At 70.0% G+C, this 13,089-nt stretch carries 11 protein-coding genes and 1 pseudogene; 2 read left to right on the forward strand and 10 right to left on the reverse strand.

Annotated features, from left to right (window positions below):
- Positions 1-3: 3 nt before the first annotated feature.
- The 4 genes and pseudogenes from A8W25_RS09620 to A8W25_RS09630 form a co-directional block, all read right to left on the reverse strand.
- Positions 4-840 (reverse strand): HAD family hydrolase, encoded by an 837-nt coding sequence (locus tag A8W25_RS09620; RefSeq protein ID WP_067158603.1) that lies wholly within the window; start codon positions 838-840, stop codon positions 4-6.
- Positions 837-2,321, reverse strand: coding sequence for a cysteine protease StiP domain-containing protein (locus tag A8W25_RS09625; RefSeq protein WP_234386365.1), 1,485 nt, complete (start codon positions 2,319-2,321; stop codon positions 837-839). Before A8W25_RS09625 ends, A8W25_RS09620 begins: the two co-directional genes overlap by 4 nt.
- A 154-nt stretch (positions 2,322-2,475) precedes the next feature.
- Positions 2,476-3,078: pseudogene (locus A8W25_RS34800) on the reverse strand (phosphoribosyltransferase domain-containing protein); the annotation flags it as partial.
- A gap of 10 nt (positions 3,079-3,088) precedes the next feature.
- On the reverse strand, positions 3,089-4,252 hold the full coding sequence (locus A8W25_RS09630; RefSeq protein WP_067158605.1) for an HpcH/HpaI aldolase/citrate lyase family protein: 1,164 nt from the start codon (positions 4,250-4,252) through the stop codon (positions 3,089-3,091).
- 240 nt (positions 4,253-4,492) lie between these two features.
- Here A8W25_RS09630 and A8W25_RS09635 point away from each other — a divergent pair, with 240 nt between their 5' ends.
- Positions 4,493-5,401, forward strand: coding sequence for a TerD family protein (locus A8W25_RS09635; RefSeq protein WP_067160932.1), 909 nt, complete (start codon positions 4,493-4,495; stop codon positions 5,399-5,401).
- 52 nt (positions 5,402-5,453) lie between these two features.
- Here A8W25_RS09635 and A8W25_RS09640 read toward each other — a convergent pair whose 3' ends face one another.
- From A8W25_RS09640 to A8W25_RS09665, 6 genes are all read right to left on the reverse strand, one after another.
- Entirely contained in the window at positions 5,454-6,185 is a 732-nt protein-coding gene (locus tag A8W25_RS09640) for a TerD family protein (RefSeq protein ID WP_067158607.1), read from the reverse strand.
- 132 nt (positions 6,186-6,317) lie between these two features.
- Entirely contained in the window at positions 6,318-7,463 is a 1,146-nt protein-coding gene (locus A8W25_RS09645) for a DUF475 domain-containing protein (protein WP_067158609.1), read from the reverse strand.
- A gap of 88 nt (positions 7,464-7,551) precedes the next feature.
- Entirely contained in the window at positions 7,552-8,127 is a 576-nt protein-coding gene (locus A8W25_RS09650) for a TerD family protein (RefSeq protein WP_067158611.1), read from the reverse strand.
- A gap of 91 nt (positions 8,128-8,218) precedes the next feature.
- Positions 8,219-8,794, reverse strand: a complete 576-nt coding sequence (locus A8W25_RS09655) for a TerD family protein (RefSeq protein ID WP_067158613.1) — start codon at positions 8,792-8,794, stop codon at positions 8,219-8,221.
- Positions 8,795-8,916: 122 nt separating this feature from the next.
- Entirely contained in the window at positions 8,917-9,375 is a 459-nt protein-coding gene (locus A8W25_RS09660) for a peroxiredoxin (protein WP_067158615.1), read from the reverse strand.
- A gap of 120 nt (positions 9,376-9,495) precedes the next feature.
- The gene (locus A8W25_RS09665) at positions 9,496-9,918 is read right to left on the reverse strand and encodes a DUF3052 domain-containing protein (protein WP_067158618.1); all 423 of its coding nucleotides are present in this window, start codon (positions 9,916-9,918) and stop codon (positions 9,496-9,498) included.
- A gap of 391 nt (positions 9,919-10,309) precedes the next feature.
- Here A8W25_RS09665 and aceE point away from each other — a divergent pair, with 391 nt between their 5' ends.
- Positions 10,310-13,057 (forward strand): pyruvate dehydrogenase (acetyl-transferring), homodimeric type, encoded by a 2,748-nt coding sequence (gene aceE, locus A8W25_RS09670; protein ID WP_067158620.1) that lies wholly within the window; start codon positions 10,310-10,312, stop codon positions 13,055-13,057.
- Positions 13,058-13,089: the final 32 nt, after the last annotated feature.

The raw sequence follows: 13,089 nt of genomic DNA on the forward strand, positions 1-13,089 counted from the left end.
CGGTCAGGGCCGCACGGGCGCAACCCGGGCGGCCGTGGCGCGGGCGGCGAAACGGCGCACGATCTCCTCGCCGGCCAGTACGCCCCGCTCCTCCAGGACGTCGACGTGCGGCGCGGTCCAGCCGGAGTCCGCGAGCTCGCCGTGGCCCGGGCGCCAGCCCTCGTCGGCGGCGAGCAGCAGGTCCGCGTCCAGGAGCGAGTCCCCGGCGGCCAGGGTGAGTTCGGCGCCGGTGCGCCGGGCCACCTCGTGGACGGCCGCGCTCTTGGTCAGGGGCCTCGGCACCGCGTAGATCTTGCGGCCCTGGAGCGAGACGGTCCAGCCGCGCTCCTCGGCCCAGGCGCCCAGCCCCTTGACCCAGTCCTCGGGCAGCAGCGCGCGCTCGACCACGAGGTAGGCGAACAGGTCCTCGGCGACCCGCTCCTTGCGCAGCCAGAGCGGGTCGGCGGTGGCCGAGATGTGCGCGCGCACCTCGTCGAGCGTGGCGCACTCGGCGGCGATCCGGGCGTCCACGAGCCGGCGCCAGTCGCGGTCGGGCACCCCGTCGACGAGCAGCTGCCCGCCGTTGGCGCAGATCGCGAACTTCGCGGGCAGACCGGGCAGCTGGATGCGCTGGTACTGCTTGCGGGTGCGGGTCGTGGTGGGCACGAAGAGCGTGTCCGGGTCCGCCTTGAGTGCGGCGAGCAGGGTGGCGGCGTTCTCGGTCATGTACGAGAGCGGCTTGTGCTCGTGGATCTCGACGCAGAGCAGCCGCGGCGCCCGGGGGTCGGGCATGGTCAGGTCGAGGGCCGCCGCCGAGTAGATCAGCGTACGGTCCAGATCGCTGGCGATCAGGGTGCTCATCGGGAGGCCACCGCCTTGCCGTCGGCGCCGGTCGCCCCGCGCGTGTACTGGGGGTGGATCAGTCCGACACAGCTGTACGGCAGGTCGTCGACCCATTCCACCGGCACTCCGCGCTGCTCCGCAAGGAGGCGTACGTGGTCGAGGTCGGCCCCGGCGCCCCGGTGGGCCAGGATCTTCCAGGGGACGCGGCGAAGCAGGACGCGAGTGGTCTCGCCGACGCCGGGCTTGACGAGGTTGACGTCGTGGATGCCGTACTCCTCGCTGATCCGCTCGACGGCGGCCCAGCCCTCCCAGGTGGGGCTGCGGTCGGTGGCCTGCAGCGCCTTGGCCTCGCGGTCGACGTCGGCGGCGACCTCGTCGAAGCGGGCGGCGACGGCGTCCAGGAAGTCCACCGAGACGTCGGAGCCTGCCAGTTCGCGGTAGAACTTGGCGCCGTGGAAGTCGCCGGGCCCGATCAGGTCCGCGCGCAGCACGGTCCGCGATATCAGCCCCGACACGGTCGAGTTGAGGCATGCGGACGGGATCAGGAAGTCCTCGCGGGTGCCGTAGGTGCGCACGCAGGAGCCCGGGTCGGCGAGGACGGCGATCTCCGGGTCGAAGCGGTCGACCCCCGAGGATTCTTCGAACTCGCGGATCGCCGCGGCCAGTTCGCGGGTGATGGCGCCCTTGCCGGTCCAGCCGTCGACGAAGACGACGTCGGCGGGGTCGTGGTGGGCGGCGAGCCAGCGCAGCGCGTTGGGGTCGATGCCGCGGCCTCGCACGATGGAGACGGCGTAGTGCGGCAGGTCGATCCCGTGCCGCCGCTGGGCCCAGCGGCGCATCAGGACGCCGACGGGGGTGCCGGCGCGGGCCAGCGAGACCAGCACCGGACGGGGCGACCGCTCGGCCAGGACCGTCTCGGTCACGACGCCCACGGCGCGGGCGATGCGCTCGGCCGAGGCGTCGAGGGCGGCGCGGAACAGCTCCTGGTACTGGGGCGAGGGCTGGTACTCGACCGGCAGCGACTCCGCGTAGTGGGCGCCGCCGCTCTGGATCGCCTCCTCGCGCTCCTCGGTCGGCGCCTCCAGCTCGACCCCCGACAGGTCCTTGAGCAGCCAGCCCACCTCGTCGGGCGCGTACGAGGAGAAGGCGGGCCCCCGGAGGGGCTCGGGCAGGGGCTCGGGCATGGGGGCACCTTTGGGTACGTACGAGGGGACGACGGCCAGGACGACGTGCGGGATGTGCGCGGCGAGCCCGGCCAGCAGGCCGTCGGGGGCGTGCAGTTCGGGGGTGTCCGCGACGGAGTCGACGACGGCCACGACGGTGTCGAAGCCGGCGCCCGCCACGTTGTACGCGTAGCGCTCGCCGGGGCCGTCGGAGGGGGTGTCGTGGGCGGGGAAGGCGAGGGCTGTGGGCAGTCGTCCCGCGGGGCGGGACGGGTGGGCACAGCGGGACCCCGTCGCCGGGCGACGTTCCCTGCGCCCCCGCCACGTCCGGGGCACCCTCGTTCGATTCGGCCCCCGGGGCCGGGGAGGACTCGTGTTCCGCCACCAGCTCCATGCCCCGTTCCAGTACCCCCTCCGGGAGGAGAACCGTTCCTGCTGCCAGGGTGACCAGCAACACCTCCGCCCCGATCTCCGTCGCGAACGACGCGAAGCGGGTGTGGTCCGCCGGGGAGCGCATGTCGACCAGGGCGACTATCACGTACCGCCGCCGCGGATAGCGCTCGTGCAGCGCACGAATCGTGTTCAGGACCGTGTTGCCGGTCGAGAACTCGTCGTCGACCAGCACCAGCGCCCCCTCCCCCGCGAGCAGCGCCGGATCCTCCGGCAGCAGCAGGTGCGAGGTCGCGTGGGAGTGGGACTCCTCGAAGCCCCCCGCCCGCTCGACCCCGGCGACGGGGCGCCGGGTGGAGTGGAGGTAGGGCGCCACGCCCAGCCCGTCGGCCACCGCGTGCCCGAGGCCCGTCGCGGTCTCCGCGTAGCCCAGGACGACCGCCCCGGCCGCCTCCGGGCCGAGCAGCTCCCGGACCTCCTCACCCAGCCCGTACCCCGCCCCGTACACCCGCGAGGGCCGCTGCGGCACGTGCTTGCCCAGCACGTTGGAGACCAGCAGATGCGCGCGCTTGGGGTTGCGGCGCAGGGCGAGGCCCAGCAGCTCGGGCAACCGCTCGTCACCCTGGAGTTCGACTCCGAGCCGCTCGGCGACCCACGTTCCCGACCAGACCACCACGTTGTCGTTTCTCTCCGTCTCGATCATCCCGTCCCGCTCAACCCGCCAGGCCGGCGGTCAGCAGCTCCACGAAGCCGGTGTTCTCGTGCGCGACGCCGAAGACCTCGGCGCGCAGCAGGGTCCGCTCGGCCCAGGCGCGGTGCGGCTTCACTTCGTTCATCTTGTTCGTATACGCGGAGCGCAGCACTCCGCCCCCGCCCCGCTCGGGCCGCAGGATGTCCTGGGCGTCGCTGTACTCCTCGTGGCTGACCACGGACAGCGCGTGCACCGGCACCACGTGCGAGGGGTGGATACAGGTCTTGCCGAGCAGCCCGTTGGCGCGGTCGAGCTCGATCTCGCGCAGCAGGCCGTCGATGTCGTGCTCGATCAGGGTGTCGCGCAGCTCCTCCGCGCGCCCCTCGAGGAAGGGGCTGCGGCGCAGCTGGGGCTTGAACATGCGCTCCTGGAGCCTGAAGTACTCCCACACCGGGCCGGTGATCGTGAAGCCCGTGCCGTCGGCGCGGCCCAGGACGTTGACCACGTCCGCGATCACCCCGGCCACGATCTGCACGTCGTACGCCGTCATGTCCGGCGAGCGGCGCAGCCCGTACGCCGAGCAGAAGTCGGTGACGCCGAGCCGCAGCGCCAGCACCCGGTCGCGGTACTTGTCGACGGTCCGGGCGATGCCGGTCAGCGTCTCGCAGCGGGTCTCCAGATGGAGCAGCTCGGGCGACTCCAGGACCGGCATGGCGAAGAGCCGCCGCCCGCAGGCCGCCTCGGCCGCGCCCAGCGCCTCCAGGAACGGCACCCCGCGCTCCTCGGTGAACTTCGGCAGCACGAATCCGGACAGCAAGCGCACCGAGGAGCCGAGCCGCCGCACCAGATCGGGGATCTGGTCGGGCTCGCGGACCCGGATGAACAGCAGCGGCGTCTGTCCGCCGCGCGCGTCGAGGTCGGCGAACTGGCGGACCAGATTGGCCTCCGCCCCCGCCACCTCGGCGTCGTCGATCGAGTCCTCCAGGCAGAGCACCATGGACACGACACCCCGACGGGCCTGCTTGAGGACGTCGTCGGCGAGCGTGAGGCGGGTCGCGGGGCTGTAGAGCGTCGCCCCGAGGGCGGCGGACAGCACCCGCGCGGGAGAGTCCGAGCTGAACTCGGCGGGCTCCCGGTGGAACAGGTCCTTACGAGCAGCAGGCGGAACGTGCCCGAAGTGACGCATATGGATTCCCCTGTACTGCAACGATGGCCCGGACTGAGTGACGGTGGGTGGCCGGTAATAGTACGTAAGAACACATGTCGCGAGTTCCCCGCAGGCATGAAATCCAGGTAACTCGCCCGCGCTCTTCCGGTGCCGCGCGCGGACGCGGTACGTAAGGTACGTACCGCTCATCTGCGGGACAAGGCCCCCCTCGGGCCCCCGCGTTGTCCGGGCGGGCGGCGGGAAGGCAGGATGGCGACCATGACGCACGCGATGCTGAAGGGATCCAACGTCCCGCTGGACGCCACGGCCGTGAGGGCCGTGCTCCGCTGGACGCCGGGCTCCGACGTCCCGGACGTGGACGCCTCGGCGCTGCTGCTGGCCGCCGACGGCCGGGTGCGTTCCGACGAGGACTTCGTCTTCTACAACCAGCCGCGCCACCCCTCGGGCCTGGTGCGGCGGCTGCCCAAGAAGCGGGTCGGGGACTCCCTGACCGACACCGTCGAGGCGGATCTGGCCGCGCTCGACGCGTCCGTGGACCGCGTCCTGGTCACCGCCTCCTCGGACGGCGCGACCTTCGGTTCCGTACGCGACCTGCGGGTCCTGCTGTACGACGCGGGGCCGGGCGGCGCCGAACCGCTGGCCGTCTTCGATGTGAAGGCGGAGACCGGCGAGGAGACCGCGATCATCTGCGGCGAGCTCTACCGGCGCGGCGAGGCGTGGAAGTTCCGCGCGGTGGGCCAGGGCTATCCGACCGGCCTGGTGGGCCTGGCGACGGAGTACGGGATCTCCGTGGACGAGGACGGCGAGGGGGCCGGGGAGAGCGCGGACAGCGGCTCCTCCGGCGCCACCCACGGCCAGGCCGCGGCCCCGGCGCACTCCGCGTCCGTGTCGCAGCCGCTGCCGCCGGACGTCCTCCCGGGCGGGCCCCAGCCGCAGACCCAGCCGTATGTGCCGCCGCTGCCGGCCGCCTCGCCGCCCTCGTACGGCTATCCGCACCCCGCGCCGCCGCAGCACGCGCCCGTGCGGCAGCCCTCGTACGGCTATCCGCAGCCCGCCTCGGCACAGCCCGGCCACGGCTACGGCTATCCGCAGCCGGCGGCGGCCGCGCACACGGTGGATCCGGACTTCGTGCTGCCGCCGATGGGGCCGCAGTTCATCCGGCAGTGACGGAAGCGGCCGGGCGGGCCGACACCCGCCGGGCCCGCTCACGGGCGCACTCTCAGGCCTTCGTCTTGTAGCCGCGCCCCCACTGGAGCCCCCATCCGTAGAGCCGGTCCAGCTCGGCCTGGAAGCCGTACACGAACTTCACCTCGCGTCGCACGACCATGTCCCCCTTGACGTTCTCGATGGTGACGACCGCGCAGGAGCGGGCCTGTGGGGCGTGCTCGTCCAGGTCGATCTCTATGCGGGGGCCGTTGCTCGGGTAGAGCGTGACCTTGGCGTGCGTACGGTCGAAGGCGGGCGTCTGGTCGTAGATGTAGACGAAGACCAGCAGCCGCTTGATGGACTCGCGGTGGTCGAGGTTGACGTAGATCGTCTCTCCGGACGGCGAGCCGAACCGGTCGTCGCCGCTGAGCTGGACATAGGGCGCCGCGTTGGTGGCGCCGAAGAAGCCGCCCAGGGGCTGCACCACGCCCTTGGATCCGTCGGTGAGCTCGTAGAGGCAGCCGAGGTCGAGGTCGACGTTGACGACGCCCTGGGTGTGCGCCTGGACCACATCGGGCTTGAACAGCTTGAACGGGTGCCGCAGCACGCTGGGCCCGGACCGGCCGCCGAAGTCGGAGGTGCGCATCCGCCACGACAGGTTGACGCGCAGCGACCCGGAGTCGGCGCCCTGCTTGCCGAGCGAGACCACCGGGTGCCGTTTGGTCAGCTCGATGGCGTTGCTCGCGGCGCTGCCCGTGTCGAACTGCGCCGAGGGCCTGCCGCGCAGGCTGTCCCAGAAGGCCATCTCTTCCCCACCCCTATACGAACCACGTCAACGGCCCCGCACCGGACGAACGGCGGGGCGGCCGGGAGGCACGAACCTCCCTGCCGCCCCGCTCAGAGCGTTCCGCAATCGTCGGCGGGTCACACCACGGATTCAGACCCCCGTGGAGACTTCCGCCTTCTCACTGAAATCCCCGCCGCCCTCCGCGGCGAGCCGCTTGTTGCGGCGGACCGAGGACCAGAAGGACCAGGCGATCAGGACGACGCCGATGAGACCGGTGATGACCTCGTTGATCTCGTACTGGATGGTGACCAGGAGGATCACGGCGAGGGCGCCGATCGCGTAGTGCGCGCCGTGCTCCAGGTAGACGTAGTCGTCGAGGGTGCCCTGGCGGACCAGGTAGACCGTGAGGGACCGCACGTACATGGCGCCGATGCCGAGGCCGAGCGCCATCAGGACGATGTCGTTGGTGATGGCGAAGGCGCCGATGACGCCGTCGAAGGAGAACGAGGCGTCCAGGACCTCCAGGTAGAGGAACATGAAGAACGCGGCCTTGCCGGCCAGCAGCACCGCCGAGGCGCCGCCCCTGCCGCTCTTCTTGGCCTCTTCCTCGGCCTCCAGCTCGGCTTCCTCCTCTTCCTCCAGCTTGTCCTCGAAGTAGCCGGAGAGGCCGCCGACGATCATGTACGTGATCAGACCGGCGATGCCGGAGATGAGGACGGTCTCACCCTTGTCCGCGTGCGCCCCGCCGTGCAGATGGGCGTGGGTCGCGACGGTCATCGAGGAGACGAGCAGGACACCGAGCGCGATGGCGACCGAGAGCATGTCGACCTTGCCGAGCTTGGCCAGCGGCCGCTCGATCCAGCGCAGCCACTGGACGTCCCGCTCCTCGAAGACGAAGTCCAGGAAGATCATGAGCAGGAACATGCCACCGAAGGCGGCGATCGACGCGTGCGCGTCGGTGACCAGCTCCTTGTAGTGCTCCTTCTCGTTCAGCGCGAGGTTGACGGCCTCGATGGGGCCCATCTTGGCGCTGATGGCGACGATGACTACGGGGAAGACCAGCCGCATGCCGAAGACGGCGATGAGCACGCCGACCGTGAGGAAGATCTTCTGCCAGAAGGCATTCATCTTCTTCAGGATTCCGGCGTTGACCACCGCGTTGTCGAACGACAGCGAGATTTCGAGGATGGACAGGATCGCCACGATCCCGAAGGCGGTCCAGCCGTCGTAGAGCACTGCCAGGGCCAGACCGACCGCAGTGATCACGAATGACCAGCCGAAGGTTTTCAGAATCACTGACTTCCCCATCTAGCTAGGCGGGGTCCCCCCAGACGGAGTCTGGGGGAGGGTCTCCCCCCGCGCCGCACCCGACTTGGACACGGCTTTACGAAACGTTGACCCCGAAGTCTAGAGCGATCCCGCGCAGTCCTGACGCGTACCCCTGACCGACTGCACGGAACTTCCACTCGCCGCTGTAGCGGTAGAGCTCGCCGAAGATCATCGCGGTCTCCGTGGAGGCGTCCTCGCTCAGGTCGTAGCGCGCGAGCTCCTGGCCGTCGGCCTGGTTGACCACCCGGATGAAGGCGTTGCTGACCTGACCGAACGTCTGGCCGCGGTTGTCCGCCTCATGGATCGAGACAGGGAAGACGATCTTGTCGCAGTGCGCCGGCACCTTGACCAGGTCCACGATGATCGACTCGTCGTCGCCCTCGCCCTCACCGGTCAGGTTGTCACCGGTGTGCTCGACCGAGCCGTCCGGGCTCGTGAGGTTGTTGTAGAACACGAACCACTCGTCGCCGAGGACGCGGCCCGACTGGCACAGCAGTGCGCTGGCGTCGAGGTCGAAGTCGGCTCCGGTGGTGGAACGCGCGTCCCAGCCGAGGCCGACCAGCACCTGGGTGAGGTTCGGTGCGGCCTTGGAGAGGGAGACATTGCCCCCCTTGGCGAGCGTGACGCCCATGATCGTGAGTCCTCCCCTGAATGGCGAACGAAGGGTTGAGCGCGTCCGGCGCCGCACGGATGTGCGGCGCCGGACGAGGGAGAGCGACGGCTCAGACGTTGACGCCGAAGTCCTGCGCGATGCCGCGCAGGCCCGACGCGTACCCCTGGCCGATGGCGCGGAACTTCCACTCCGCCCCGTTGCGGTACAGCTCGCCGAAGACCATGGCGGTCTCCGTCGAGGCGTCCTCGCTCAGGTCGTACCGGGCGAGCTCGGTGTTGTCGGCCTGGTTCACCACGCGGATGTACGCGTTGCGGACCTGGCCGAACGACTGCTGGCGGCTCTCGGCCTCGTAGATCGAGACCGGGAACACGATCTTGTGAACGTCGGCCGGGACACCGGCCAGGTTCACCTTGATGACCTCGTCGTCGCCCTCGCCCTCACCGGTGAGGTTGTCACCCTGGTGCTCGACGGAGCCGTCGGGGCTCTTGAGGTTGTTGAAGAAGACGAAGTTCGAGTCGTTGGCGACCTTGCCCTGGTCGTTGGTCAGCAGTGCGCTGGCGTCCAGGTCGAAGTCACCCCCGGTGGTGGTGCGAGCGTCCCATCCCAGACCGACGATGACCGCGGTCAGGTTGGGGGCGGCCTTGGTCAGCGAGACGTTGCCGCCCTTGCTGAGGCTGACTCCCACGAGTCCTCCCAATGGTGTGAGGGGCCGGCTTAGGTCAGCGTCCCCGTCGTGCGTTGGCATCGGATCAACGTCTGGATCCTAGTGACCGGTTCCCGCCTCAAACAGGCGATTCGACCGATGGATCACAGGGTGTCGAGCGCCTTGACATAGTCATTCAGGTCCCGGGCGTCCGGCAGACCGTTCTCGACGGTCCAGCGGACCACGCCGTCCTTGTCGATGACGAAGGTGCCGCGCACCGCGCAGCCCTTCTCCTCGTCGAAGACCCCGTACGCGCGCGAGACCTCGCCGTGCGGCCAGAAGTCCGAGAGCAGCGGGTACTCCAGGCCCTCCTGCTCGGCGAAGACGCGCAGGGTGTGGATGGAGTCGTTGGAGACGGCGAGCAGCTGGGTGTCGCGGTCGGTGAACTGCGGCAGGTTGTCGCGCAGCGCGCACAGCTCGCCCGTGCAGACGCCGGTGAAGGCGAACGGGTAGAAGAGCAGCACCACGTTCTTCTCGCCGCGGAAGTCCGAGAGCTTCACGGTCCGGCCGTGGTTGTCCTTGAGCTCGAAGTCCGGGGCCTTGGTGCCGACCTCGATCGCCATGGAAACGCCATCCCTTCTGTGGGCCCGGGCGGAAAGCCGCCGTGGACCGTCCTGGTGGGCCCCACCCTACGCAAGGGCCCCCGCCGGCGTACGCCGGCGGGGGCCCAGAGAAGCGGAGGATCAGCGCTTGGGCGCGACGAGACGGCTGCCCGTCCAGTCCTTTCCGACGCTGATGCTCTTGGTCTGCGAGAGACCGGCGGTCTGCGCGGCGTCGCTCATGTCGCTGGGCTCGATGTATCCGTCCCGGCCGGTCTTGGGAGCCAGCAGCCAGATGACGCCGCCGTCCTCCAGGAGGCCGATGGCATCGACCAGGGCGTCCGTGAGGTCGCCGTCCTCGTCGCGGAACCACAGCAGCACGACGTCGGCGACGTCGTCGTAGTCCTCGTCCACGAGTTCCTGGCCAATGATGGACTCGATGCCTTCACGGAGATCCTGGTCGACGTCGTCGTCGTAGCCGATCTCCTGGACCACCTGTCCGGGCTCGAACCCCAGCCTTGCAGCCGGGTTGGTCCGCTCCTCCGCGTGGTCCGCGGTCGCGCTCACGGCTTGCCTCCTGATCTTGATTCGGTAAGTAATACGGCCCCACGCACGCGCGAGGCTTGGGCGTAGTCCACACGGGCGGGACGAATCGCGCAAGTACCAGGCCCCCGAACCCGCCCTTTGGGGTGCAGTGTGCCCCCAGTCAGGGGCGAACCCGGGCCCGGTGGTGATTCATCCCACACCCTTGCAGATAGTTTGCACGCTTCTGCTCCGTGCGTACGCCAATCGGGGTGACGCGCCCCTTTGGGGAACACGCGCACGGCTTGGGCGTAAGGTTGCGATTTGGGCGGCCGCAGACCCCGTTACCCCTCGGTAGAGATGACGTTTGCCTCCTCGCGGGCCACGATGGGATGCGGCGCACAACCCCGCACGCCCCCGACAGTGAAGGAACAGCGTGGCTTCCGGATCCGATCGCAACCCGATCATCATTGGCGGCCTTCCCAGCCAGGTCCCGGACTTCGATCCGGAGGAGACCGAGGAGTGGCTCGCCTCCCTGGACGCGGCGGTGGACGAGCGGGGGCGTGAGCGCGCCCGCTATCTGATGCTCCGCCTCATCGAGCGCGCCCGCGAGAAGCGCGTGGCCGTGCCCGAGATGCGCAGCACGGACTACGTCAACACGATCGCCACCAAGGACGAACCGTTCTTCCCCGGCAACGAGGAGATCGAGCGCAAGGTCCTCAACGCGACCCGCTGGAACGCCGCGGTCATGGTCTCGCGCGCCCAGCGCCCGGGCATCGGGGTCGGCGGCCACATCGCCACCTTCGCCTCCTCCGCCTCCCTCTACGACGTGGGCTTCAACCACTTCTTCCGGGGCAAGGACGACGGCAAGGGCGGCGACCAGATCTTCTTCCAGGGGCACGCCTCCCCCGGTATCTACGCCCGCGCCTACCTCCTGGACCGGCTCAGCGAGCAGCAGCTCGACGCCTTCCGCCAGGAGAAGTCCAAGGCGCCGTACGGACTGTCCTCGTACCCGCACCCGCGGCTGATGCCGGACTTCTGGGAGTTCCCGACCGTCTCGATGGGCCTCGGCCCGCTCGGCGCGATCTACCAGGCCCGGATGAACCGCTACATGGAGGCGCGCGGCATCGCCGACACCTCCGACTCGCATGTGTGGGCCTACCTCGGCGACGGCGAGATGGACGAGCCGGAGTCGCTCGGCCAGCTGTCCATCGCCGCCCGCGAGAACCTGGACAACCTGACCTTCGTCGTCAACTGCAACCTCCAGCGCCTCGACGGCCCGGTGCGCGGCAACGGCAAGGTCATCCAGGAGCTGGAGTCGCAGTTCCGCGGCGCCGGCTGGAACGTCATCAAGCTGGTCTGGGACCGCTCCTGGGACCCGCTGCTCGCCCAGGACCGCGACGGCATCCTGGTCAACAAGCTGAACACCACGCCGGACGGCCAGTTCCAGACGTACGCCACGGAGACCGGCGGCTACATCCGCGACCACTTCTTCGGCGGCGACCACCGGCTGCGCGCCATGGTCGAGAACATGACCGACCAGCAGATCCAGCACCTGGGCCGCGGCGGTCACGACCACAAGAAGGTGTACGCGGCCTACGCGGCGGCCAAGGCGCACAAGGGCCAGCCGACCGTGATCCTGGCGCAGACCGTCAAGGGCTGGACGCTCGGCCCGAACTTCGAGGGCCGCAACGCGACCCACCAGATGAAGAAGCTGACGGTCGAGGACCTCAAGCGCTTCCGCGACCGGCTGCACATCCCGATCACGGACGCCCAGCTGGAGGCCGGCGCCCCGCCGTACTACCACCCGGGCCGCAACTCCGAAGAGATCCAGTACATGCACGACCGCCGCAAGGGTCTCGGCGGCTATGTGCCGACCCGTGTGGTGCGCGCGAAGCCGCTGCCGCTGCCCGAGGACAAGACGTACGCGGCCGCGAAGAAGGGCTCGGGAGCGCAGTCGATCGCCACCACCATGGCGTTCGTCCGCATCCTGAAGGACCTCATGCGGGACAAGGAGATCGGCAAGCGGTTCGTGCTGATCGCCCCGGACGAGTACCGCACCTTCGGCATGGACGCGTTCTTCCCGAGTGCGAAGATCTACAACCCGCTCGGCCAGCAGTACGAGGCGGTCGACCGCGATCTGCTGCTCGCCTACAAGGAGTCCCCGACCGGTCAGATGCTGCACGACGGCATCTCCGAGGCGGGCTGCACGGCCTCGCTGATCGCCGCGGGCTCGGCGTACGCCACGCACGGCGAGCCGCTGATCCCGGTCTACGTCTTCTACTCGATGTTCGGTTTCCAGCGCACCGGCGACCAGTTCTGGCAGATGGCCGACCAGCTCTCGCGCGGTTTCGTCCTGGGCGCGACCGCCGGGCGCACCACGCTGACCGGTGAGGGTCTCCAGCACGCCGACGGCCACTCGCATCTGCTCGCCTCGACCAACCCGGGCTGTGTCGCCTACGACCCGGCGTTCGGGTACGAGATCGCGCACATCGTCCAGGACGGTCTGCGCCGGATGTACGGCGAGACCGCCGACGGGCAGCCGGGCGAGGACGTCTTCTACTACCTGACCGTCTACAACGAGCCGATCCAGCACCCGGCCGAGCCGGCGGACGCCGACGTCGAGGGCATCCTCAAGGGCATCCACCGCTACGCCCGGGGCAGTGCGGGCACCATTCCGGCGCAGATCATGGCGTCCGGCGTGGCCGTCCCGTGGGCCCTGGAGGCCCAGCGGATCCTCGCCGATGAGTGGAACGTCCGGGCCGACGTCTGGTCCGCGACCTCCTGGAACGAGCTGCGGCGCGACGCCGTCGAGGTCGAGGAGCACAATCTGCTCCACCCGGAGGAGGAGCAGCGCGTCCCGTACGTCACGCGCAAGCTGTCCGGCGCCGAGGGCCCGTTCGTCGCGGTCTCGGACTGGATGCGCGCCGTGCCGGACCAGATCTCTCGCTGGGTGCCCGGCCGCTACACCTCGCTGGGCGCCGACGGGTTCGGCTTCGCCGACACCCGGGGCGCGGCGCGGCGCCACTTCCACATCGACGCCCAGTCGATCGTCCTGGCGGTGCTCACCGAGCTCGCCCGGGACGGCAAGGTGGACCGCTCGGTCCTGAAGCAGGCCGTCGACCGGTACCAGCTGCTGGACGTCACGGCGGCGGACCCGGGCGCCGCGGGCGGCGACGCGTAACGCTGCGCCGGCCGTGCGGTAGGCACGTGCGG

Source organism: Streptomyces sp. ERV7 (assembly GCF_001653515.1).
GTDB lineage: Bacteria > Actinomycetota > Actinomycetes > Streptomycetales > Streptomycetaceae > Streptomyces.

Excerpts from the sequence above, each read along its gene's own strand:
- A8W25_RS09660 (WP_067158615.1), bottom strand. The coding sequence starts at position 9,375 with ATGGCGATCGAGGTCGGCACCAAGGCCCCGGACTTCGAGCTCAAGGAC.
- A8W25_RS09650 (WP_067158611.1), bottom strand. The coding sequence starts at position 8,127 with ATGGGCGTCACGCTCGCCAAGGGGGGCAATGTCTCCCTCTCCAAGGCC.
- A8W25_RS09630 (WP_067158605.1), bottom strand. The coding sequence starts at position 4,252 with ATGCGTCACTTCGGGCACGTTCCGCCTGCTGCTCGTAAGGACCTGTTC.
- A8W25_RS09640 (WP_067158607.1), bottom strand. The coding sequence starts at position 6,185 with ATGGCCTTCTGGGACAGCCTGCGCGGCAGGCCCTCGGCGCAGTTCGAC.
- A8W25_RS09620 (WP_067158603.1), bottom strand. The coding sequence starts at position 840 with ATGAGCACCCTGATCGCCAGCGATCTGGACCGTACGCTGATCTACTCG.
- A8W25_RS09635 (WP_067160932.1), top strand. The coding sequence starts at position 4,493 with ATGACGCACGCGATGCTGAAGGGATCCAACGTCCCGCTGGACGCCACG.